General features: G+C 54.9%; 13 protein-coding genes. 9 read left to right on the forward strand and 4 right to left on the reverse strand.

Annotation, left to right across the window (positions count from 1 at the left end):
- The first annotated feature begins 26 nt into the window (after nucleotides 1–26).
- On the forward strand, nucleotides 27–1,793 hold the full coding sequence (locus Q31a_RS09145) for a type VI secretion protein IcmF/TssM N-terminal domain-containing protein (RefSeq protein ID WP_145076822.1): 1,767 nt from the start codon (nucleotides 27–29) through the stop codon (nucleotides 1,791–1,793).
- Nucleotides 1,794–1,822: 29 nt separating this feature from the next.
- Here the strand turns inward: Q31a_RS09145 and Q31a_RS09150 are convergent, their stop codons facing one another.
- Both Q31a_RS09150 and Q31a_RS09155 read right to left on the reverse strand, forming a co-directional pair.
- Nucleotides 1,823–6,628 (reverse strand): carboxypeptidase-like regulatory domain-containing protein, encoded by a 4,806-nt coding sequence (locus tag Q31a_RS09150; protein ID WP_197356542.1) that lies wholly within the window; start codon nucleotides 6,626–6,628, stop codon nucleotides 1,823–1,825.
- A 49-nt stretch (nucleotides 6,629–6,677) separates the two neighbouring features.
- Nucleotides 6,678–11,960 (reverse strand): vWA domain-containing protein, encoded by a 5,283-nt coding sequence (locus tag Q31a_RS09155; RefSeq protein WP_197356555.1) that lies wholly within the window; start codon nucleotides 11,958–11,960, stop codon nucleotides 6,678–6,680.
- Between the two features lie 525 nt (nucleotides 11,961–12,485).
- Between Q31a_RS09155 and Q31a_RS09160 the strand changes: the two genes are divergently transcribed.
- The 6 genes from Q31a_RS09160 to Q31a_RS09185 all read left to right on the forward strand — a co-directional run bounded on the left by Q31a_RS09160 (nucleotide 12,486) and on the right by Q31a_RS09185 (nucleotide 18,513).
- A complete protein-coding gene (locus tag Q31a_RS09160; protein ID WP_145076828.1) occupies nucleotides 12,486–15,473 on the forward strand; it encodes a type VI secretion system Vgr family protein in 2,988 nt (995 codons plus the stop codon).
- A gap of 83 nt (nucleotides 15,474–15,556) precedes the next feature.
- The gene (locus tag Q31a_RS09165) at nucleotides 15,557–16,186 is read left to right on the forward strand and encodes a hypothetical protein (RefSeq protein WP_145076831.1); all 630 of its coding nucleotides are present in this window, start codon (nucleotides 15,557–15,559) and stop codon (nucleotides 16,184–16,186) included.
- Nucleotides 16,187–16,312: 126 nt separating this feature from the next.
- On the forward strand, nucleotides 16,313–16,612 hold the full coding sequence (locus tag Q31a_RS09170) for a PAAR domain-containing protein (protein ID WP_145076833.1): 300 nt from the start codon (nucleotides 16,313–16,315) through the stop codon (nucleotides 16,610–16,612).
- Nucleotides 16,613–16,624: 12 nt separating this feature from the next.
- Nucleotides 16,625–17,224, forward strand: coding sequence for a DUF6931 family protein (locus Q31a_RS09175; protein ID WP_145076836.1), 600 nt, complete (start codon nucleotides 16,625–16,627; stop codon nucleotides 17,222–17,224).
- Nucleotides 17,225–17,298: 74 nt separating this feature from the next.
- A complete protein-coding gene (locus Q31a_RS09180; protein WP_145076838.1) occupies nucleotides 17,299–17,778 on the forward strand; it encodes a hypothetical protein in 480 nt (159 codons plus the stop codon).
- 42 nt (nucleotides 17,779–17,820) lie between these two features.
- Nucleotides 17,821–18,513 (forward strand): cysteine peptidase family C39 domain-containing protein, encoded by a 693-nt coding sequence (locus Q31a_RS09185; RefSeq protein ID WP_145076840.1) that lies wholly within the window; start codon nucleotides 17,821–17,823, stop codon nucleotides 18,511–18,513.
- A 233-nt stretch (nucleotides 18,514–18,746) separates the two neighbouring features.
- On the opposite strand, the gene Q31a_RS09190 is transcribed toward Q31a_RS09185, so the two are convergent.
- A complete protein-coding gene (locus Q31a_RS09190) occupies nucleotides 18,747–20,294 on the reverse strand; it encodes a hypothetical protein (protein WP_145076842.1) in 1,548 nt (515 codons plus the stop codon).
- Nucleotides 20,295–20,441: 147 nt separating this feature from the next.
- Between Q31a_RS09190 and Q31a_RS09195 the strand changes: the two genes are divergently transcribed.
- Nucleotides 20,442–21,500 carry a hypothetical protein gene (locus tag Q31a_RS09195; RefSeq protein WP_145076844.1) on the forward strand — a complete coding sequence of 353 codons (1,059 nt, stop codon included), beginning with the start codon at nucleotides 20,442–20,444 and terminating at the stop codon, nucleotides 21,498–21,500.
- A 154-nt stretch (nucleotides 21,501–21,654) separates the two neighbouring features.
- On the opposite strand, the gene tssK is transcribed toward Q31a_RS09195, so the two are convergent.
- Nucleotides 21,655–23,070, reverse strand: a complete 1,416-nt coding sequence (gene tssK, locus Q31a_RS09200; RefSeq protein WP_145076846.1) for a type VI secretion system baseplate subunit TssK — start codon at nucleotides 23,068–23,070, stop codon at nucleotides 21,655–21,657.
- Between the two features lie 422 nt (nucleotides 23,071–23,492).
- Here tssK and Q31a_RS09205 point away from each other — a divergent pair, with 422 nt between their 5' ends.
- The gene (locus Q31a_RS09205) at nucleotides 23,493–24,518 is read left to right on the forward strand and encodes a GGDEF domain-containing protein (RefSeq protein ID WP_145076848.1); all 1,026 of its coding nucleotides are present in this window, start codon (nucleotides 23,493–23,495) and stop codon (nucleotides 24,516–24,518) included.
- Nucleotides 24,519–24,527 lie beyond the last annotated feature (9 nt).

Raw genomic sequence — 24,527 nt, forward strand, 5'->3', positions numbered from 1 at the left:
GCAACGTTTAGAGAACTGATAGAAATATGAAGTGGATCACTCAAGCAATCGGTTCTCATTTGAAGCAACTAGGCGCGATCCTCGCCCTCCCGTTTCTGGATAAGAAGGGGGCAAGTTTAAGCCAGCGCATCGCGCGTTGGAGCCTGCACTTTGTGTGTGTTGTAGGGATTGTGTTGGGGTTAGCCTACCTCAATATCAAGCTGCATCTGGATGCCCTCTTGCTAACGCCAATCCCGGCCATGCGTCAGTATTGGCTACCCGCGGTCTTTTTGCAGGTATATGCGTTAAGCTGGATCGCTTGGTGGATGTTCCGATTGTCCTCGTCGCAGCAACCAGCGGCCGCATATCCAGCTATCTTCCGAGCGTGGAATCGGGCACTGGCGTCCCTAGAGAATGCGCAGATTGATCCCACGAACACGCCTTTGTTCTTAGTAATTGGCAAGCCACAGGGTGGTACGGCAAATTTCCTCAACGCGGGGCAAGTAGAGCGTGCGATTGCCTGCACGTCGCCAGACTCTGAGATGCCGGTGCAAATCTATGCGGGGAGGGAAGCCATCTATGTATGCTGTGAGGAGACTTCCTTGCTGGGGCGGCAAGCAGATCTGATTGCCCAATCGCAGCAGGAAACCAACATCGGTAGTTTGAGTGCCCTGAGGGGCCGGACTGCAGTGCGCCCCACCGAGCCCGTGTGTCCGGCTGAATTTGAGGCAACCGGAAGCGAGGGGCTGAGCATAGCGGCCGTCGGAGCCGATCCCGTGGAATCGTCACGAACACCTCCCGCCTTGCCGAACGGAAGTCTACCGCAGGGGGCAGGACCCTCCCTGCTAGAAATGCAGCAGCCTCTCCCGGCCGGTAGCCAAGATCGGATGCAAGCACTGACAACCCTGCAGACGCATCTCGACTTGCTCGGAGATCCTGCACCAGCAGACGGGCCAACGAACGCCACGTCTGCTAGCCCATCGCCGACCTACCAACCGGCGCTGAAGCAGCGACTGAGATTGTTGCAAGATGCTCAAGAGATTCAAGAGACGAATGCGCAACTCAAATACCTTTGCAGTTTGATCAAGCAGGCTCGCTATCCGTATTGCCCAATTAATGGAATTGTAACGCTCATTCCATTGGCGGCCACGGAGACTTCCGCCGTTGCAAACCACGCTGGGATGCTGATTGAGTACGACTTGCAGGCGATTACCGATTCGCTGCAAATTCGAGCGCCACGCGTGGCGGTCATTTGTGATATCCAAAACGAAGAGGGAGGGCTCGATGTCCTTGACCGCTTTCCAGAACAGCAGAGGCATCGCCGCTTAGGTGTGAAATTTCCTTGCGTACCGAGCTGCAATGCGTCCGACATGGATCGCATGATCTCGGACGGTATCAAGTGGCTTTGCCAGCGAATGGTGCCTCCTTTGATCAACCGACTTTTTCAAACCGAGCGTTCCAACGGGACCTCTCAGGATGCGGCTAGCTCTTGCAATCGTCGCCTCTACCACTTCATGTACAGCATTCATCAGCGAAGCGGCAATCTGGAACGTCTCATTCGACGCGCTTTCTTGGGCAATCAACAGCCCGGAGAGTTGCTCCGCGGATGCTACTTGGCAGCCACTGGACGCGATACGGTCAGCGAGCAAGGCTTTGCGGCTGGTATCGTCAGCCAATTGATGGACATGCAGAATGATGTTCAGTGGACCGATGAGGCGTTGTTGCATGACCGAGATTGCCGCCGTTGGTCGATCCTGGGATATGTGAGCGTATCGATGGTGGCTTGCATCGCAATATTGCTGATCCTCCTGTAGCGGATCCACCAGCCCTGCAAGCCGCCGGCTTACAGGGACAGGGAGACGTCTCCTCGGGCAGTCTGTCCCGCAGCTACGTTGACGATCAATCCCCCTTTGCGACCATTGGCCGGTTTGCTGGAATGCACCGTGTATTGGCCAGCTGGAATACTCTCGAACTCAAATTGCCCATCAAAGCGTGTCTTCGTCTTGGCAACCAGCTGGTTCTTCTTGCCCAGCAAGATGACTTCTAAATTGGGTTGACGGATCACACCTTCGAAGACTTGGCCCGCAATGTTACCGACGTCCAGTTCCTTGGCAGGTACAACGTCGATGGACTGTGTCTCAACCGTGGTTAAGCCAGCGCCATTAGTCACGATTGCAGATATTTGCACGGTTCCTAGAGCTTTCGGTATTGCTATCTGACCTGTCCAGCTGGAAACATCCTCGGTGGATACTAGTTGCGTTACGGGTGCGCCAGCCGGGGGCTTGCCGTCCTTCATTTCTCCGAGGAAGACTTCCCCCGCTTGGATTCCAGTTAAAGGGGATTCAGCGGAAACTTGGATGTTAAGTTCAGTGCCTGCAGCCACCCGAGAAGGGAGCTCTGAGAATCGCACCGAATCGGGAGGTCGGTTGTCAAGAGAGATGGGAAGCGTTTGCTGGGCGAGACTGTTGGCTCCGAGTGCCAAATTTGCAGTTAGGTCGCGTCGGCCGACAAGATTGGTGGTGTCCAGCTTGAGGTCCCAGTCCTGGCAGGAGACGCTGAACAGCAGCTCCCCAGCCGGTAAGGCCACGAAGCCGATACGCGTCTTCTGAGGACTCGCAAGCGCGACGTGAAGGTCGGGTTGCGCACCTTCGGAATTGGGTTTGGCAAAGCTCAGGTCGAGGTGAGCATCGATTGGAGCGTTGTCTACCTGGACTCTGACTGGAAACTCAGGACCGGCCAGCCTTCGCTCAGAGGCCTTGATCTGAATTTGCGGACGGGTGACTAGCCGAGGAGTGGTAGGGCCCCCTTGGCAAGCGAAGGTGGATTCGAACAGAAAGCTTCTAGCAACACCATCGATCGCGATTTCGAATCGCCCCGCTTCGTTTACAACTTCGTCGAACCGCAAATTCTCTGCGTACAGAAGAGTTGGACTGCCATCGGTGGGCAGTTCGGTCTCAACCTTGCCTCCAGACACGGAGATAAATCCCGGCATGCTGTCGGAATGGAATCGGAGTTCAGCCGTGCAGGGAGGACCGGCAGGAATTTCGTGGCCGCGCAGCCAAACTTCTAATCGATTCCGCGATTGCGCAAACGGTGTGAAACTGGCTGACAGGATTTCCACGTATTCCCTCGGTGCCGCTATCTTGATCGAATAGGTTTCCGAGGTGAGGACTTTCGACGATTCCGAATCCAGGACTTGGACATGCAGCGGGTTGACCAGATCGGGGAATTCGTCAGCGGTTTTGGGACGTTTGCCGGTGAAGGGAATCGGAATGGTTTGCAGGGGGCCGAGCGTGACGGGGATAGCGGTAGCACCCATCACGATCTTCACCACTCGCTTTTGACTTTCTAAGTTTTGCAATTGCAACTGATAGCTCTGCAGTGTCGCTGATGGACGCAGATCTAGGGAATTCAACGGCTCCGATTTGCCCGCCGCCGTCAAGAGTAAACGCAGGGATTGAATCGTTCGTTGCGAATGGACAGAGACGCGATGGAGATAGGTTGCGCCGGATAACTTGATCTCCGCAAAGAAGCCTTGTGGTGATACTCCAGGGGGCGTAGCTGGAGAATCGCCGATTTCAACTTTGAGCCGTAGTGAAGAAGAGCTACCGGGTGCCACTCGAATGGTCTCAACGGATGGGTGAGCGATCAACTCAGAATTGGTCGGAGGTAAACATGCGACTTGCAAGGTAGCCCGTGAATCGGAAATTGAAGGACTTGCGGGAGCTGACGTCACATGGTGCGGTGCCGAGACCATGTAGGGAATCTGGAGCGTTGCTTGGGGAGTCTCTTGGCTGAGTGGCGGGCTTGCCGATTGTCCCGCTACGACGAGTGGAGGAGTCGAGGGAGCATTGGAGGCTCGGCGGTAGCGTTGCGCCAGGCCGGCATAGTGCTCGGCGAGCGGCGAATCCTGGGAGAGTTGCAGATAAATACTAGCTCTCTTTGCCCAGAAGTGTTGCGCGAGCAGCAAGCGTGTGGCGACGTCCGACTCCATCGATCTTGGATGGTTCTTAGGTTTGCTATGACCGGTGGAAGAATTTCCAGCCTGCGGTTGAAACGTCGCAAGACTTTGCTGGTACATGAGTCCGACTTCGCGCTGCAGGGAGTTTGCTGGGAGGCTGAATTTCGGCGGTGCGTTCCACGCCTCACTTTTCTCGCTGTTCCAAACTGAGTGGTGCAAGCGTTTCGATAGCGAGATGGCAGCATGGAAGAGCGTCACTCGATCCTGCGTCTCGAGAAGGCTAGTGGAAAGCAGATTGCGTAGTTCCGCTAGAACCGAGGTGTCGGCGGTTTGCTTCGAACTGGCTTCAGCCAATTGAGCGACGTTTTCCGACGAGTAGACGGAGCTGAGTTCTCCCAGCAATCGCTCCAAAGTTTGTGCGGAAGCAATCGCATCATTGAGCCGCCGCTGACGGCTGGGAGTGATGGGGATTTCCTGGCTACGCAGTGCAGAGTCAGGGAGACTTAAACTCTCTTCCAAAGCAAGCGTTGCCTCCAATGCTTGCTTCCACAGTTCAAATCGGTGAGGGTGGGAGTGGAGTATGGGGAAATATTGTGGAAGGACCCAATGGGCTTGGGTGATATGGTCCAATGCACTCTGCAGCAGGGTCGACTGGGCAAGCAATTCGCTTTGAAGTTGTTTGGCCGACTCCAGCCGTTTCTTAAAGTATTGGTGCGACACAAATGCAGGATGCCAGAAGAGCGTTTCTACAACGTAGCGTTCATTTGCGGCTTGTGCGTATTGGGAGGCCAGCCAAGGCCAAACGCGTTGCTCGGTCGTGCCATCGGAGTCTCCTGCAATGAGTCGCAGCGTATCTTGGACATACTGCAGCGGCCATGGGAAATCTGAATCCCCGGCAGTTTGCTGAGCCAATGTAACCAAAATTGCCGTTTTCGTCCCACGCGGCTTACTAGCGCATGCTTCTGAGATTGTGGCCACAACGCTCAGCTGACGAGGATGCAAATTTGCGGCTTGGCAGACAGAATCGTACAGAGCGTCGGTTGTTTTCTCTGTGGGAGTCGCAGATGTCTTGGCGAGATAGGCATCTACTAGCTTTGAGATCTTACCGGCAATCTGTGGCTCTGGACCGGCTGTGTATACGGCTTCGATGGCGGCTAATAGCGTGGCGGTAGCGTCCATGAGTTGTGAGCGTGATAAAGCCTGGGGAGGTTTGTCAGAACTCTGGGCTCCGGCAGGCTGCGGCGGTCCACCGGCCGCGTCAGGAGATGCCGGCACTGCGGCTGGCGGCGTTAGTTGGACTGCAAGTTCAAATGGTGGATTGCTTAAGAGAAGCACAGGGTCCGTGAGCGAATCTCGCTCGGTTGCATAGGAGTCGAGAATTTTGGAGAGGTCGAGCTGAAGTTTGGGCTCGATCCATTCCGCCAGCGTGTCTCGTCTCCAGTTGTTCTCTGCGTCTAAGATCGCTTTCTCGTATTCGATTAACAAACGAGAGTTGATGCGATAGGCTTGGTTGGCGACGAGATTGTCTCGCGATTGCCAAGCGGCGATCAGCCAAGTGGGATACTCCGGATGAGTTAATTCGGTTGAGTGCTGTGCCGGTTTCTGTGACTGAGGGGGGGCCGGCGTCGGCGCAGTAGTGTCCGCAGTGTCCCCAGTGTTGGTCTTTGCAACGAGTTTGGTTGCAGAGGGGGCTTGAGGCTTGGCTGCGGAGTTGGATTGTTGAGCAGTACTGCCGCTCTTCGTACTGAACAGGTTGGGCGTTCGAGAGGCGTTCGTAGAGTAGGTGACCAAATCGAAATCCGAGGTGGCACCCAGCCGACGGGGAGTTTGTGGCGAGGCGCCAGCTTGCTGCGCGTAGTTCGCAACCATCGTTGTTAGGTAGTCTGCAAGCTCTCGCGTGTCGACTCGACCGTTGGGAGTTTGACCTTCGAATCCATCGGCTCTACCCTTCAAGGCTTGTTCGAATTGAAATCCGAAAATGGACCGGTGGGGAGCATAGATTAATTGAGGCTGTTGTCCTGCGGAACAGGAGGTGATCACGACAAGGTGTTCGTCCTTAGAAGCTGCAACCTCACGTTCCACCTCCGCAAACAAGTCATGTGCTTGCTGCTCTTGAACGGTGGCTGGCCCCAACGAAGCGATGTCGAGCACTAACAGCTTTTGCGTTGACGGACACGCCTTGAACTTGAGGAGCAGATCGGAAAGCTTCATGCGATTGTCGGCGGACTGGCTGCCATGCTGGTTGAGAAGCAGTGAGACATTGGTCTCAGAGTCTACTTTGCCCCACCCTGAGAAGTAAAATAGGATGGGGGTATCCGAATCCACCAGCTGCAATTGCTGTAGCTGGGCAAAGAAGTGCTGTTTGGGAGAATCGAGTGATGTGCGAACTACATGCTCAGGGAAACATCCCTCGAGTGCCACTTGGTCATCAGCGACGGGGCCTATGTCACCACTGAATTGATCGGTTTCGATCATGATCCAGGCTGGAAAGAAGAGCGTTACTGGTTTGACGCTCAGAAGCGACAGCAGACCGAGCGTCGTGCCAGAGGTAACGAGGAACGCGAGCAGCAAGAGTTTCGATACGCGGACCAGCAGCATCGACCGCCAAGTCGTTGGGGCATCTTGCTCCGCACGCCAACGCGGACTCACTGGAGATCCTGCCTGGGACTCATTCGGCGTTTGCGACATACGTTTCGCTCTTTGCAATTGACTGCGGTTGGATGCTACAAATGATCGACTACAACGGTCGAGCGGCGTTGGACTGTGGCGCCACAAGAGGCGGGAAAGCGACATCGTCCGAGGATGGAGTCGTCAGGCTGTCCAGGTTGAGAATGTAGCCTTGTTGTTCCGCAGTCTTCTTCAGATCTCGCAGTGAAATCAGTTCAATACCGGAAAGACTGTGCAAGGCATCTTCAGGTAAAATGGGCCAAAATACGCCTGTGTATTTACCAATTTCATCAAAGTACGATTCCTGTTTACCCGTGAATTCTAGGCCTATTGGACGAATCCAGAATTGCTCGCCCGGAGTGTGCCGAATTCGAACGACGAGACATGGCTGCTGAGTGCTCTTGCCCTCGCTGGTCTCGATGGTGCGTTTTTCGATACTAGCTGACTCGATCACGACGGTTCCGCCTTCCACATCGACGCTGCGAGCATTCAACTCTGTTAACGTGTTGTAGTCGCGGTGCAGTTCAAATCGGACGGCTGCCTGAGTCTTGCGCTCCGGATTGAACCAAACCTTTAACTTGGGAAGTATCGGTTGGTTGGTCTTTGGCGCACGCTTCCAGTTCGTTGAATCGATCTTCCAAGTTGGCACTGGATAACCATAGCTACGTGTCCAGGTCATGGGAGACGAAATTTTCTGCCCTGTTTCATCGGAGAGTTCGAACCAGATGTCCGCCGGAGACAGTTGCTGAAGGAGCGAAGTGCCCTGGTCAGGAATTAGTTCAATACCGAACAACAGGCTTAGCTTGCTGCTTGAGTCGATGCGATTTTCCAGAGCCGTACCGATCCAGTTCTTGGCGGTTTGATTGGGTTTCCAGCTAAAGTCTGTTTGGAGGTAAGGGAGGCGTCTGAATGCAAGCTGCTCCCCGTCGCGTTGGAGTTGCACGATCATGCGATCGTCCGCGTGGAGGAACAATTGCGTAGGTGTTGCCGAAACGCTATTCCATAATTTGTAGTTTCCAGCAGGTAAGGGATTGGGATACCACTTGTCATCATTGGTCAGCTCACCCGCGTCAAATTTCTCGCGTGTGGGGCTGAGCTGTTGATTGGCGTAGTTATCAATCCAGTACTGGAGACGCTGGTGGAGCAAAGTCGTTAGCGTCCGCGCTAGTTCGGGAGCATTGCGAGTTTCGACATACGCTCCGGGAGGAGTGAAGGTGCGGGTCACTTCGAATTGTTTCCGTGCGGCGGCTTGTTCAGCAGCCTCGACTTTGAAACCCACCACGTTGAGGCAAATGTCACTGTGGTCGAATGCCGCCTTCAGAGCCTCGCCAACGCTGGCAACTTTTTGCCCAGCAGCAATTGGATTGTCGCCCAACGATTTACCGAAGCGGTTGTCCATGCCGTCAGTGATGACCAGGACGGTTTTGTAGCCGGGAATTCCTAGCAGATCTTGTTTGGCGGCCAGAATCGTTTCAACAATCGGGGATTCGTTCCATGGTTCGATATTGGGATAGTCAATCTCTTGCAGGATGGATTCAATTCGACCGCTATCCTGCGTATTCCAGATCACGGGTGCAACGACACGATGAATGGTTTCTTCAGCATGGCGCACTGTTTTTTCTGGACCGACCGCTTGGCCCGAGATCCAGATGCTGAGGGTCACGCCACTCGGCAATGCTTCGAGCACCGACTTGAGAGCTCGTGTTGCCTCATAATACTTGGCCGATGGACCGAACGGCTTATCCCGTGGGGATCCCATGCTGCCCGAAGCATCCAGGACGATCGCCACACCGCCAGCTCCCTTGCCATAAGTACTGTGTACATCGTGGGCCGCCCGTACGGAGAGCATGGCAGGTGCCAGGGAAAGTTGGCTCGTGGTTAAGAGGTCAGGTATCGGGTGAAAGTGAACTGGAATGTTTTTAGTTGCGATAGCTCCCCGGAAAAAGCTGTTGACGGTTATCTGCTGTTGGTCGTTCAATTTCGGTGTGGCACCGGGAGAGGCGGTACGACTCACGTAACGTGGCGATTGTGCGTTGGCGGGTTGGCGGGGATCTACGTCTGTCGCTGATTCGGTGAATGGATTTCCAACATAGCAGGCTTCCAGGCTAGCCTTATGGCCCAGCTCAATTTTCTGAACCAACTTCTGGGAGGGGAGCGGCCGTTCGATGTGCAAGGCATCCTGATCCGCGACCCACAGAAGTGGAAAGCCGCTCAAGGCTGAGTCTTTCTCGCCGAGTTCCACCCCGAGTTCAAACTGTAGTTGAGGCTCGGTGGTCAATTCGAGCTGCTTGGGGACGATCAATTGGAGGTCCGCGGGATGGTCTAGGCGTTGCTGCACAGAGGCCAGTTGGTCGTTGTGGTCCCACAGCCGCTTGGCCGCTTGCAGAAGTTCTTCGGCGGACTGTATGTAAAAGGGACGCGGCGTCTCCAAGCCTGCCCAGTGGTCGAGTTCCACCCGTGCAGCAAGCTCGACGAGCAAACGCGATTGCATTCGGTCGCGATGAGCGATTCCGACCGAATTGCGAGGAGCTGCCGTACCTAAACCGCCAAAGATGCGGGCTGCATTGAGAAGTCTATTGTTGCCATTTTCTGTTGAAGAGGGGATGGCTGCGGCCGCCAGCGTGGTCGTAGACGTCGGCGCCGGTTTGGTGTTCGCCGTGCCTGTAGTGGCCGCAGCCTTTGCTCCTTCGGTGAGCCCCGAGGGGATGTTCTCGCGCGAAACCGGCTTGCCTGCAGAAGCTGGGGAAGAAACATCTAGAGTGTTGAGACGCACGGCGATTTGCTGAGAAATCAAATGGAAGGATTTTCTCCAGTCATCTTCTGTGGGGAGCACCTTCAAGCGGTATTGGGTTTGTTCGTAAGAATCGAATTCTGTCGAAGGAAGTGAATTGAAGAGATCACGGCCAATGAGCGACAGAGCTAAACGTCCTTGAACGACTGCGGTTCCGATCGCTTGTTCGCGCTCGAGGTGTGAAACTTGGTTCAAGGAGGCAGCCTTCGAATCCTTCGAGGACTGAGAGGCAGAGGCCTGTTGCTGAGTTCGGTGGGGTGTGGCTAGGTGGCGTAGATTACCACGACGTTCATGTTTTAAGAGTGCCAGTCGGACCGTGGGTGCGCCATACGGGATTGACAACATTAGCGAATTGGCGGCACTGGAATCGGGTTGCGGGCCGTCGGTTTGCGACTTCCACCAGGTTGCAAGACGATCAGAAAGGGTGGAATAGGCAGTCGTGACAATTTCGGTCTGCCGAACAACCTGCTCCAAGTTCGAAACAAGCTTGGGGACTGGGACAGACGCTTCGGTTGTTGCTGGCGGGCAATCGAGAAGTTGGGTCAGTTGGTGAGCGCCTTCCAAAAGTGCTTCGAACTGTTGCAGGAGGCTGTCCTGTTGGGAATGAAGATGAGCACTGGCGTTCGCGGCGACAGCACTGGCAAAGTGTGGCGCTCGGGAGAAGACTTCATTCCGAAGGGCAAGTGCGGCACCGATTTGCGCACTGGCATGCATGGCCCGCTGGTAGCCGGCGGTAGCACGCGCGAAGAGAGGATCTGCTTTCACGCGATCGTCCGCATCTGCGAAGAGCAGGTCTTCCGCGAGACGTCTCTGGTGATCCGCTTCCCGAACTTCCTGTTGAATCCAAGGTAGAAGCTCTTCGGAATAGGTGTAGCCGACTCCCGTGAACCCGAGGGCGGCATGCTCGGCCTGTTGCCGAATCGTAAACGCCGTTTGTAGGCGTTCCCTATCAGACGCGTCGAACGCTTGGAGCGGTAAATGCTTCTCCAGCATTCGCAAAAAGTGAATCTCGGTCGGTTCCGAGACCAAGGGGTCGGAGATGACTTGTGCAATTTTGGCTGCTTGCGGAAGCAGGCTGGTGGGGGCTGCCACCACGCGATCGTAGATTAGATTGAAGACGGCAATTCGCATTTCGGCGATCGCTACGGAATCGTTGTTGAGTTTTCCGGTAGCCGTTTGCCAAATCGTATCGCGCTGTGTTTCGTTCGCATTCCACAAATCGTTTGCAATGGATTGGGCCGTGCTGGGATTGGCGGAATGGCCGCTCAGAGCCGTTCCCAACACGAGTGAATTTTGGGAAGCGGCTATGGCCTGCTGCGCATCCCATTGGAGCTGAAAGCTTAAGGTCAGCATGCGTGCGTGAACCGCATTGGCGCCGGCCATGTCACCCGCCTGAATCAGACTTTCATAGCGAAGCAGTATCTCTTCAAATTCACGCCAACGCGCCGGGGAGTGCGTAAAGGGTTTGATGGGTTGGGCAAGCATCTTGTGATACTGCTCCCATGCCTCGGCGAGCGAGGGCGGTGGAGGATTGCTTGCTGCCAAGTTGGATTCAGAGGGGGCCGACGGAGTGAGGAGATTCAACTGGATTTCGGCAGCGCGCTTGTGTCCCAGTGCTCCGGTCGGCAGCAACCAGGCCTGTTGAGCGCCCACATGGTTTTCGGCAACCCATTGGTGGATGTTCCGATTGGTGTTGTCGTAAACTTCCCAGGCATCGATCCTTCCATCCAGGTTGGCATCTTCGACAGAGCCGCTAAGGGCGTCAACCATGAAATGCCCAAAGAGAGTTTGATTCTGCGGCCCAGCCAAGGACAACTGGCCATCGCTGGCTGCACACACCACCACTAGGTTTGGAACGGCCACAATATCTTGTTCAAGCTCTTCCAGCGAACGCGCAAAGTCATTGCGTAGCATCCCATATCGCCAATTGGTGTCGAAGTGGGTCGCGTCCAGAATTAGCAGCTTGTGCTTTTCTGCGGGCAGCTTGCTGAGAGTGGCGATGATCTGTTGAACTCTGAGGCGTCCGCTCAGGTCGGTGGGCTCGCAATCATGGGGGAGGAGATAGGCCCCCTTCTGATCCGCGGCTCCATGCGCGTTGAAATAGAGGACAAGCGTTTCTTCTGGAAATCGGTCGAGACCGAAATCCCAAGGTTGTCCGCTCTGCAAAACGATCGGTGGTTGGTGTAGGTGCCATTCCGAGTGGGCACCGGTGGGGAGTGAGCCGGTGGCGAGTGAGCCGCTGGGGTCCACCAGTTCAGCCAAGGCCAATAGCGAGTTCCAGCCCTGCACATTGTGAGGAACCGTCAAATTCTCCTGGTAAGCAGCGCCGACCAAGGTCAAGCGAATTGGGGAGGAAGGCTTGAGCCAAGTCAGCATCCACCACAGCGAAGCCCCCAGAGCCACCAATGCGATCCAAGCGACGATATAGCGCGCCGATTGCAGGTGCTGCGATAGGGCACCCGTGCGTGGCCGCCAATTGCGTCGTTGGGCGGCTAGCGGCATGGGAAACTCATCTGCTGGTAGCAGATCACCGTCAACCGCTCCGTCACTGCTGGAACTCATCTGTGCATCCGTTCTCATTTAACACCAGTGGCCGCACCTCACGCTCGGCAGATCCGTGCGGTGAGGCCTTGCTTTCTAACGGCAGGACATGAAATGGAGGAACAATCGGTTTGTCCCTGCGCTCCTGACTGTCGAAAAAAGAAGTCCTGGGGAATGTTTCGGAGTTTGAGACCTCTGTTCATTGCTCGATGACGCGATGAAACGGATGTGACACTGGCGTAAGCAATACACAGCGTTCTAATCATAGGGAGGCTAACTAGCGCCAAAGCCTACGAGTGCTATATCGGGCACAATCGGATTGTTGGCAAACTGGATAAAGGCTGAGGGCTGGAGCGGACGATAGCTGCCAGGTTGCGAATGCTTGGACTGCAAACAAGCCAACCGTGGAAGGATGCCCGGCAACAAGCCACATCAGAATCAGCGCGCCAACACGCAACCATGTCGTAAGCAGGGAGGTAGTAAGCGGCGAGATGCTTCATTTCTGCGGGACATTGAAAATTGAATCCAACCAATCACAATCGAAAAATGCGTCTAACGACGCCCTTGCCGGAGGGGAGCCTCTTCATCTCCAAGCTCAATGGGCGCGAAGCAATCTCGGAGCTCTATTCGCTTGAGTGGGACGTGCAAGCCCCCCGGCATCGTCAGTTCGACATCTTCTCCTTGCTGGGCAAGGATGTACGGGCAGATATCGAATTGCCCCGCTCTGACTCGGTGCAGGCCTTGGTCAACGGGCAGGTTCCCGAATTGAAGACACGCCGATTCTGCGGAATGGTGCGGGAGGCAACCGAGCGATTTGAAGATGACGATTTTCGGTATTTCCGTCTGACGGTCTGTCCACGCTTGTGGCTCTCGACGCAAAGCTCCAACTGCCGAATCTTCCAAGAGCAGACCATTCCCGAGATTCTGAAGAAGCTCCTGCACGGCCTCAACGTGGAGTATCATCTCCACGATGAATATCTCCCTCGCCCCTATTGCGTGCAGTACAACGAGACCCAATTCGAGTTTCTCAAACGTCTGTGCGCCGAAGCGGGAATCTTCTTCTACTTCAAACACCAGTATGAGGGCCAAGATGACGAACAACGCCAACGTGGGGAACGTCTTGTCCTTACTGACGCTGTGCCTGGTCTGCCGTTGATCGAATCCTATCCCGATCTCCTCGATCTTTCTGGGGACCATGCTGACGGCATTGTGGAGTATGAACGTAGCGATGGCGGAACGCGCGAAGATCTACGAATCACACGCTGGAATAGAACACAGCGATTGGTAACGACAAAATGTACGGTCCGTGACCAATCGTTTCAGCTACCGGGCCAAACGTTGGAAGCCAACGAAGAAATTGTAAAATCGGTCGATGTCGGAGGGGTGCAGCATGAGTTGAAGTGCGTCGACGATGATTTAGAAATCTTTGCGTACCCTGGACGCTATGCGAAGTGTTTCGACGGCATTGCACCAGGCGGAGACCAACGCCCCGACTCACTCAAGCATATCTTCAGCCAAAATGCTCTCGTGGCCGATCGGCAGATGCAACGCCAGGCAGCCGCCAGCATCGCAATCGATGGGGCGAGCAATTGTCCAAACTTGGTACCAGGGCATCGCTTCCAACTAAGCCATTCGGGGAAAACTACGGGACCGTATTTCGTGCTAGCGGTCCAGCATGCTGCCCAGTTGAACGCCGATTTTCGCTCGGCGGACTCCCAGGAGGAACTCAGCTACGAGAATCAATTCACTTGCCAAGCAGTATCCCTGCCCTACCAACCGCTTGAAGTGCATACGCAACCGCGCATTCACGGTTTTCAAACGGCCACGGTCGTCGGGCCTGAGAACGAAGAGCTCTTCAGCGATAAGTTTGGTCGAGTCAAGGTGAAATTTAATTGGGATCGCGAGAGTGCAGCCAATGCTGACAGCTCGTGCTGGATCCGTGTCGCGCAGGTGTGGGCAGGCAACCGGTGGGGAGCCTTTTTCTGGCCGCGAGTCGGGCATGAAGTTGTGGTTGTTTTTGAACATGGAGATCCCGATCAGCCGCTGATTGTGGGAAGCGTTTACAACGCCAAAAATATGCCACCCATTCAGCTGCCTGGTGGATTGAAGTCTGGCGGAATCAAGTCGTGCACCGTGGGGGGGAATCCCATCGAAAATTTCAGCTGTGTGATATTCCACGACAATCCCGGGAGGGAGTATTTGCAGTTGCACTCAGAAACGCATGAATGTGTGACGAGCGAAACGGCGAAAGTCAATTACTCTACCGGCCCTGGGATCAATTTTCAGGGTGGCTCGAATCACCTGATGAAGATGTTTGGCAGTGGAGCGGGAGGGGGCCCCTCGACGCCGCTTCCCGCCAGCGCTCGCGAACAATCCAAGGGCGAAAGTACTTCCAAACAGCCATGGGGAATGGCCAATGGCCCGAACCTCAGTGAATTCGAAGGAATCCTAGATCGCAATGTGATTGAGGCGATCGAAGCATTCCAGGAGGTGGGAAGTGGAAGTGGGGGATGGATCGCTGGTGTAATCGAAAGTGCTGGGGGATTTCCCAAGCAGGGAGAGCACGCGAAGGAAGCCGCCGAACGGGTCGGCATGAAGAATGAGGTTGGTTCGCTAGCCGTGGTTACTGGGAACTCGTTGGAAATCGGTCTGGGCGGAGAGGTCAAACACCAGTTCGCAGGAAGCACGACTGTTGTCGCGGATCTCGAGGGGTTGGTGGAGAGTTTGTTGGTGGCTCTGGCCACGCTGGCGGTCACACGGGAAAAAACTGATTTCCTCAAATGGACTCAAGGCGGCGAATTGAAGCAATTCTACGGCTCCAAGAAAGATATCGTTTACGGGCATGCCGTCGACATCCATCGCGGCACCGAGATGAAAGTCACTGCAGAGCACTTTCTACGGGGCCCGGTACGAGTCGTTGTCGCGGGGAATGACAAGCTGACCTATGGATCTGCATTGTCAGCTACCGCTCATTCCGCGGTACGTGCCATCGCCATTCTGCTGCTACTATTCGATATTGCCGTGGCGATCGCCATCAAAGTTGAGATGGAAACGCCCCCCAAAGAGTCAGAAAAACCAGAAGACTCCGACAAAGATAAAAGCAAAGCTGGAGACTCGAAAAAAAATGAGTCAGTGAAAACTTCGGAATCGACTGAAGCGTCTAAAAAGCCCACTAGCGCCGAGATCGCTTGGAAAAAGCATATCGATACGCTGGCGGTGTGGTCGACGCGCGGTGAAGCCGTTCTACTGAAGCTCGAAACACTCTTCGAGCAAGTTTTTGCCGCCACCACTCAAATCGAGAACGATACCACTAAGCAAGTGGACGACTTAAAAAATATTACCTTCGGTCTTGTGCGGGTCGAAACGTGGAGCAAGCTAAGAGACGGGATCAAGCAGAAAGCGGAAAGCGTTAAGAATTCAATCGTCAAAAATCAACGTGAGCTTATTCTGCTGGCTGCAGGAATCGTGTTTTTCGCGGGGATAGTTGGCTGCGCCGCTGCGGAAGGACTTACTTCAAACAAGAGCGACAATTAGCAAGCAGCTATCAGTCGAAATAGTTCTTTTGACCTCCATTATGACATGCATTTTTACGTCGATTCAACATAGGCAAATTGGGAATGGACCATACACACATAGTAGAAGGCACGCATGAGATCGTTGCTTCCGGGGTCGAGATTACTTCCAAGGTGGACTTGGGAGACTCGACCATCAATCTCTATGCACAGGGATGCGGGGTGGGAACGGGGACCGGCAACATTGAACTCAATGCGAACGGAAAAGTCGCAGCCTACGCAGGTGAAGCAACATTCCAACTCGCTTGCTCGGTGGACGGAATCTCCTCGGCAATCCTGGATGGAGGACCATTGGGATCAGTTGTTCTCGCCAATAGTCTTCCGGTGGGAACCGCTCAGACAATCGAGCTGAGCGCGATGTCGCAGTCCATTGAGATTTCCAACGGGAACGTTCCAGGGGCGACACAACTAATCAAGCTCGATGCAGAGTCGCAAAGCATTGAAATCAGTGCAGGAGGTCTACCAGTGTCGCCCACAATCAAGATGTCGCCAATGGGAATTAAGCTCTCCGCCGGTCCGACCAGTTTCATTGAAATTACACCTGAGGGGGTCACGATCAGCGGCTTGATGGTGTCCGTGAAAGGCGAAGCTCAGACTGAAATCAGCGGTGCGATGGTGAATCTTGAGGCGGAAGGCATTGCTGCCATCAAGGGCGCCTTGGTGCAGATCCAGTAGCGTCCGGGGCACCCTCCGCGTCGGATATTTTGGGGGGCTGAACGCTGCCCACATTGCGACGGAACACAACGCCGGTTACTTACAACGACATCCCATGGTGGATGCAGTGAAAGCAGGAGATTACGAATGGGACAACCCGCGGCACGAGTTGGAGATATGCACGTTTGCCCGATGGTAACACCGGGATTACCTCCTATTCCACACGTGGGTGGTCCTATTTCAGGTCCAGGTTGCCCCACCGTTTTAATCGGCGGGCAGCCAGCCTCTGTCATGGGGGATATCGCGGTTTGTGTGGGCCCACCAGATACGGTGGCGAAGGGATCCGCAACGGTTTTGCTTGGTGGCAAGCCAGCGGCGCGGATGGGGGACACCTGTGCTCATGGAGGCACGATCGTTCTGGGTTTGCCCTTAGTTTTAATTGGTTAGATACTAGGATTGATGATGTCTGCTACGATTGATCGTGTTGCTACACCCGAGCCCGTCCCTGTCTCTACACTGCTGAGCCGCTATCACGCGCCTCCTGCGATACAAGAGCTCGCAACCAAGCAGCCGACGGCTATTGGCTTGTTCAATGAGCTCGTGGAGCTAGGTCAATTCGGCGATGCGATTGATCTTTTGGCTCATTGGATGCCAGCGCAAGCGAGTGTTTGGTGGGGGTGCCTTACCCTGTGGGAAGCCAATCGTAAACAGGAGCCGCCACATTTCTCGGAAGCGATGCAACTCATCATCGCTTGGTTGCAAAGGCCTGAAGAGTCCCAAAGACGAGAGCTGGTCCAGGTCGAGGGATGGTTTTCCACCAAAGTGCCGATGGGCTTACTGGCCAAGGCGGCCTGTTTCAGCCACGGGAGCATGGCTGGCCCGGATGTTCCTCCTGTGCCCCCCCCGCCGTTTTTGTACGCGATTTTTTCTGCAGCAGCCATCAAGCTACAGCTCGCACTAAAACACAATAGTCCAGAAGCCCTTCTTCCCACGCAGGTGATCCAGTTTGGAAGGGAAGTCTTGGCGGGACAGAACCAGTGGACTGACGACGCTAAGTAGATCGACCGGAAAAGTTGGAAACGCAATCCAACCGCTCTCAATTTCACAGATGTTTGAACCAGGGAAGCCACTCGATGAATTCTGAAACGGTAACGCCGATCGACTACCAGGACCTTCTCAAGGTCATGACACAAACGCGGTCTTGGGTAGGTGAGGCTGGGCAAAAAATGCGGGGTGAAGCGCGACAGCAGTTTGATGTGCTGCTTAATGCGATCGATGACCATTTTCAGGAGTTTAAGTCGGTAGTTCCCAAAGCGGCTGAAACGTTCCATAAGAAGGCGTCGGATTTGCAAACTCAGCATGAGCAAAACGCCAGCAAGTTGGCCGAACTCGAAAAACAATTTGAAGAGGTGCAAAAGCGGATGGCTCAAGCGAAGTCCGCCAAGCCCGTGCTGCCCAAAGTCCCGCCAGCGGTGCCCGAATTGGGAAGTGCTCTGCGGAACGAGTTGCTCGCAAAGTTTGCGCCTGTGCAACAATCCGAGGTGCTCCCCTTAGGAGAGGCCTGGCAAGATTGGCAGATGAACGGTACCTGGAACAAGGCGGAACAAGAGTAGCAGCCAGAGAAGGCGGACTTCCCATTCAAACGGATTCAGACATTGAGTTTTCTCTCTACGTTCACCAGCGGTGTCGACGGGTGGTATGAGCCACAGCAGACGCTGCCTAAGCAGCGGATGTGTGGGGCTGCGGCCCTGGTGATGGCCTATCGACGCTGTGGCATCGACATTGACCAAAACTCCGTATGGGACGAGATTGCCCATGAATTTGAAGGGTTCCATCGAGCCAGCACGCGTGATTTAGCAGTCCACGCATTGCAAACTGGACTTGAAGCTGTCGTCGTACAAACGCATCTTCCTTTTCAGGCTCTCGAGTCGTGCTGGCAGAATAACCTACCTGCAATTCTGAACCACCGCGTGGCAGAAGCGTCACCGGAAGGGCATTTTTCCCTCCTGGCGGGGATCAATCATGAATCCGTTTTCCTCAGTGATCCGATCGATGGTCCGTGCGTGGAAAAAACACGGCAAGAGTTCGGCCAACTGTGGCTCCCAACCAAGAGTGGCAGTGAGATCGCGGGCAACGTACTGGTGATCTTAGGGAACCCGGAGGAACAGCCAAGCCTGTGGTGCCACTGCAATCGCTTGTTTCCGCACTCCATCGAATGTGAGCGCTGTGCCGCCACCGTACCACTGCGTCCAACGCGAGGCTTGGGATGCTGGAATCCTGGGTGCACTTCGCGCCTGTGGTGGCGGTTGTTCTGCCCCTATTGCGATCATGCGATCCATGCATTCTGAGCGGGGCGAAGCGTCCACGGAACAGCCCGCCGATTCGCAGCTTGGCATTGCTAGTGCTCGCCCCCTAGTGTCGAAACTGCCTAGTGCATTGTCAAAGTTTAATTTTCGGGTTGCCCGGAAAAAGGTGTCCGACACCAAAAGCCGGAACGGCCCTTCGGGGGCTTTGCACTTTTGGTGTCGGACACCTTTTTCCGAACGCTCGCTAAACCATAATTCTTAGTGCTGACAATGCCCTAGTGTCGAAACTGAATCTCAGTTCGCACGGAGCTTCCTGGCCAGCTTTGGCCGGAAATATCGAACAGGCTTCCAAAGCCAATGTTTAGCTTATTGCAGATGTTCAATCGCAGGCCGCCACCGAGTTGTGCTGCGTGTTGATTAGAAGCCGAAATGGCGTGCCCGCTGGTAGAGTCCGTGTAGGCGCCATCCTGAAAGAAGGTACCGGTGTATTCTAGTGTGCCGGTAAGGGAGGTGCCATTGACGCTTCCCAGAAGAGTTCGATTGTAGCTAGTCGAGTACTGCAGCATGGCTCCCGAGTAGTCGCGATCTCCGGCAATGGGGATCCATTCGCTGAATTGAAGTTGTAGGTAGCTGATGGAAGACAGCTGGACGCCGAATAGCAGGGATGGTTCCAGGGAAACGTGAGCATTGCCTAAGCCCTTGCGGGGATTCGCCGAGGGGATGTGCGTGGCAAACTGTAACGCAACCTGCGTCAGAGCGGTGTCGAACAGGAGCGTTTTGGTGCCCGTTGTTAGATCGGCGAAACCGGCATAGTGCCCGCCACTATCTAGATAGAGTGAGCGGTAGGGGGTGTTCACAAAGAACGAGAATTTTTCCGATCCGGTTTCGATGTACATGGACAATTCGTGGTAGTCGACAGACGCTTCGGGCGCTGGTCCGCGAACACCGCTACGCGCCCAAAGATATTCAGACCGATCTGGATGGCGAAAATCGTCGTAGTAGCTCCAACGAAACTGCTGCCTCGACTGCGGACGAACTGGATCGGTGAAGAGACTTGCGTTGGCAAGCATGGTCCAGCGAGGTTGGTAGCAGGGATCGGGACAGCAGACGCCTGCGTAGACTCCTTCGATGAATCTACCGAATTGTGTTTCTGCAGTGCTGCGGCCACAGGCAAGGCAGCCACTGTTGCCGCAAGCCTGGCACGAGGTATTCGATTGTTCAGCCTCGTAAGCTGGGATCGGCAGAAGAGCACTATTCTGGCTTACCAGATGAGGAGTCTCTGTGGGGACGGCATTCGCTGGCACGTTGATGCTTGGCAGGTGTTGCGACTCCGTCGAGGTGGGAGCAGGTGCACTAGTTGGAGCAGAAGTGGCTTCAGCGGGAGCTTCGGGACGCGGCAGCGGAGGTGCAGTTGCAGGGGGCTGGGAGGACATGCCAGCGCTGTGGGTTGGGCCGCTACTTGTTGTTAGGCTGGTGGCTGGTGGGCTCTCGGCTACTGCAAAGGTTGGCTGTGGCTGCCAGTGCACGACTCCTTCAATCGGCTTCGATTCGTGCTGAGGATCGGCAGCTTGGGTGTAGTCGACTTGCTTCAACCGGTTAGCGGCTCGACTCAAATCGCTGAGTGGTAAATCGGAGATGATGGGGGCGGTGGCTGGAGTTGGCGCGAGTCCGTGGGGGACGAGAGGAGTGAAGTTGCTTTCAGGCGGCGCAGGCAGACTCTTTACCGTAGTGCTGGAACTCGATATCGCACTTTCGAACGCGGGATTTTCTCCCATCGAAAAAGCTGGATAGATTCCTGCCGCCACAAAGACGAAGGTTTTCAAACTCGATCGCGCTCTTCGTAGCACAAGAACTCCGTCGTCTTTTGAGAAAATGTAGGGGTTGTGTATGCACTTGCCGATACATTCCCTACAGGCGTCACGGGCAGCCCATGTCAACTATCGACCTTCTACTCTTGTTCGTTGAGCATTATGAGCGGTATTTTAAAGCGAGTTCTATTGCTGTCATTAATGACCCTGGCTAGTCTGCCGAGCCTAGCGACCGGTCAAAGTCTAACTCCTCCTCCGGTAGGTGATCTTGGTGCCTCGAGCGTGGAAGCGGTTCCGGCCATACCAGCCGCTGGCTCCGAGTTCGCTGGATTCAGTGGTGCTGGAGGGGCAGCCAATGGACCGCCGACTTCATTGATGAGCCGCAGTTTGGCTGGGTTTCAACATGTTTCCGCGGCGCATGCCCAGTGCAAAGCTAAGTTGCGTGCCTCACCGCTGGGAAAACTCATAGCCGGACTACGCAAGCCGCTGAGCAGTCTGACGGGAGGTCTGGTTCCCGCCGAAGCGACCCCTAACGCAGCCCAACTCAGCAAACCGGGGCCACAAGGCGTCGCAGCCAAAATCAAGAAGGATCAACTCGAGGCTCCGCAGCGAATGGCCGCGATCCAGGAACTTGGGAAAGTCGATTGCCACTGGTATCCAGAAGCTTCCGTACAACTAGCTCTGGCGCTGCGAGCGGATCGTTCGGAGTGCGTACGATTTGAGGCAGCCAAGATCTTGTCGCGTTGCAGCTGTTGCACCCCGCAGGTTGTGCAAGCGCTGCGCACTTGTGTGGATGGCTCGGATCGTGACGGGAATCCTGGAGAGCTGTCTCTACGAATTCGCAATCAAGCCGCGATGGCTTTGGCGAGCTGTCTAGGAAGAACAGACGCGTCGGATGCGGCCGAAGGGCAGCCCATGCGCCCCGAGTACCCGATACTCGGAGATCAAGTCTCTTCGCACTCGGCACCAAGCTTTGAATCTTCCACTGAGTATCGCGTCGTTGCCGCGTCTGCCGTGGAGGCCGCAGCTCCCCCAAGAACGATCCCGCTGATCGCTGACACTCAGAGCAGCGTTACTACTGTGACTCCGCAGCAGGAGTTATCCCTGTCGAATTCCGAAATTCTGCAAGCGCGTCGCACTCTTGAGCAATTTCGGCAAAGTCAATTGCCGAACATCACGACCCCGGAAGGGCTGATGGGCATCTGGGAGCGAGCCAAGTAACGGCACTGCACATGGGTGGGGCAGGCCGTGACGCAGGACGATAGCTCCGGTTCAAGCCGGAGCCATCGCCCGTATTGAGGACGAGGCGAACCTCAAGTGACCGCGACCAGGGACGGCTTCTTCGCCCAAGTTCAGCGGCAACTCTTCGGGGACACTACTCTTCGGGCACGACGTAGACGGTGAATTTCAGCGAGGTTGTCTCTCCGCCAACTCGGATTGTCAGCGTGCGCTCTCCCTGGATATTCCCGGCGATTAGATTCTCGTTCAACCGTAGTGCCAGCGTGAGTGACTTCTTCACGGCAGTCCATTCTTGTTCTTGAGACGCGCGATCGATCTCAAAATACAGTAAGCCAGGTTGACGCGGTAGTGCGCGCTGTTGATGGTGGCAGTAAGAGAATTTCAATCCAGCGGAGCCGGTACGGAAGATCTCGTCAACACGTGTCGAACTGCCGATTTTCATATCCAGACCACGAGTCAACAGACGCTCACACTCATCCGGCGTCAGCGATGTGTGCACGCCCACAAAGATCTTCTTGCCCATTTCCAACCAGGCCGGTTCCATGGCAACCTGCATACGCATCCCTGCCCCGATGAGCGAGCGCTCACTGTATTCAGGTTCGACGACAATGTCGAGGCAGGCGTCTATCTGTTGCTTGGCACGCCAGAAACATCCCGCCAAATCATCATGGTCATATTGCGGCAGTGGAGCTATTCGGCGTTCTCCCGAAAAAATGGCCAACTTGCCGACCAACTCACTCAATGCTAGATAGGCGTCGAGGGGATGCAGGCCTTGAGCAAACAATCGCACACTGAGCGGCGCATAAATCTCGTTCATCGCGCGCAGCTGTTCGAACAACAGGCGGTCACCCTGCCCTTGGCTATCGAAGGTAATGTTTCGCGATACGATCTGACCCGATAGAAACTCCAATTTCTTGCCAATGCGATCGTACACCGGCTCAAGAACGCTGGCACGTAACGGATGCCAAGCGTCGCAGGCTAAGAGTGGCGGAATGAAAGTCTCATCCAACTCTGGCAGAGCCTCGGCTCGGTCGGCCCGCTTCAGCTTCGCCAACGGCAGCAATTCATAGCCCGAGCTATCATGATCTGAAGTCAAGAGTTTCACGTTCAAGCGTCGAATCTTGATTGGCTGTGGGTTCACTCCCGTGTTTTCGTCGTGGAGGTTTTGTGTGTCGATGACGAATCGAGCTAGATTTTCGGCTGCCGTGTTGCCAACGTTAGAGCGATTCGACTGAAGCAACGGCAGCGCCAGGTAGACGATTACGGAGCCCGACTGCGATAATGCGGATTTAATATCAAACGCGGGTAAGACGAGGTCATCCGGAATGGCAACCTGCGTGCCATCTCGGTAGCGAGCCTCAAGTGAGCGGACCACTAAGCGATAGTTTGACAAAGCATCGCGATCAAACTCCAGCGACCGCAATCCCCAGTTGTAATACTGGTCCCATTTGTCCCCGCGGTCGCTGATCGCTTGTGAGTAGCGTGTCGAAACTTGAAAGTGCTGTGGACGAAGAAACATGCCTTCGTGCCAATGTACCGGCTGGGTTTGCATCGATAGTCCGTTCCAACGTGTCTGTCACAATTCGCACGACTTGCCATCGGTCAATATTAGACGCGAGTGTGTGCGGGAAATTCTTTATCCGGACGTCGGTGGGATTGCCCCACGGGAAGCTCCTGCTCCAAAGTACCGGCCAATGATCCAACGCGTCCCTACGTAGGACTCCACGTAGTCCTAGGCAACTCATCGACTCTTCCGGACAGGCCGTTTAGGAACTCCATGAAATTGTTTACTGAAGCGATTCTAACGGTTAGGGATAGTCTTCAATTGTGAGGATCGGTTTCGTTGTAGGGAATGGAGCGGCTTGACGTACGGGGTTCGCCGGTTCGATCCGAAAGTGGCCCACGCGACACGCAATCCGGGACTAGAGTTGGGAACGCCCACTTTCGACCACAACGCCAAGATTGAATTCATCCGTGAGTAACGCGAATCAACAGGGATCAGCTATTGCAAGGTCTACTAGGTGGAGTCCGTCCGCAGAGTCAGAAGCGCCCCATCTGGGCGGATTCACCGAGCGGTTGGTGCACTGGAGCCAGTCGCTGCGCGGTTGGCAGGTTGCGTCTCTGCTCGTCGTCTATCTTCCGCTTGTCTGCTGGCTCGATCGATTGGCCGGAGATGAACTAATTCTCATCTTGCTGTATTTGCCAGCCGTTGCATTTGTGGCTGTGCGGCTAAGTTTGGGGTTCTCGGTGGGCATGTCGCTGATGTGCTGCTTTGCCTGGCTGTTCGATGATATTTGGCAATCTGAGATTTCGCCTCCGGGGCTGAGTCGCTTGGTCAGTGGTGTACTCCACTTCCTATGCTTCTCGTTTATTGCGACGATCATCTCGCGTCTCAACGTAGCGTTGCTGCGCGAACACCGAGCTGCGCGTACCGATGGCTTAACCGGCCTGCGAAACATGCAGGCATTTGACTCCGAAGGGAGTGCTTGTATGCGTCAATTCCAGAATACCAAGCAACCGTTTCTCACCGTGTTCTTGGATTGCGACAATTTTAAATCGGTCAATGACATTCTCGGGCACGCGACCGGGGACGAACTGCTGCAAGTGGTTGCCAGTCAGTTGCGAGAGAATCTACGCGAAACGGACATCTGTGCCCGATACGGTGGCGATGAATTTGTGGCCATGCTGCCCAATACGACACTCACCGACGGGCAAGACCTGATCGAGCGCTTGCAAACGCAACTCAATCGAGCAATGCAGCAACGCAATTGGCCAGTGACGTTCAGTATTGGCATCGCCTATTTCCCTAAGCCTGTTCATGACTTCGAAATGTCTATTCGACTAGCCGACCAATTGATGTACGAATGCAAGAACGTTTCCAAAAATGGCATTGTGGTCAAATCGCTCGAAGAGATTGTCCTGGAAGAAGAGAAAAATCCGAGGGCAATTGGTGGGGAAACCGCCAGTAACACTGATGTCGAGCAGCTCGTCAGGTGCTGAAGCATGCGC

The sequence above is a fragment of the Aureliella helgolandensis genome, from assembly GCF_007752135.1.
In the GTDB taxonomy this organism is placed as follows: Bacteria; Planctomycetota; Planctomycetia; order Pirellulales; family Pirellulaceae; genus Aureliella; species Aureliella helgolandensis.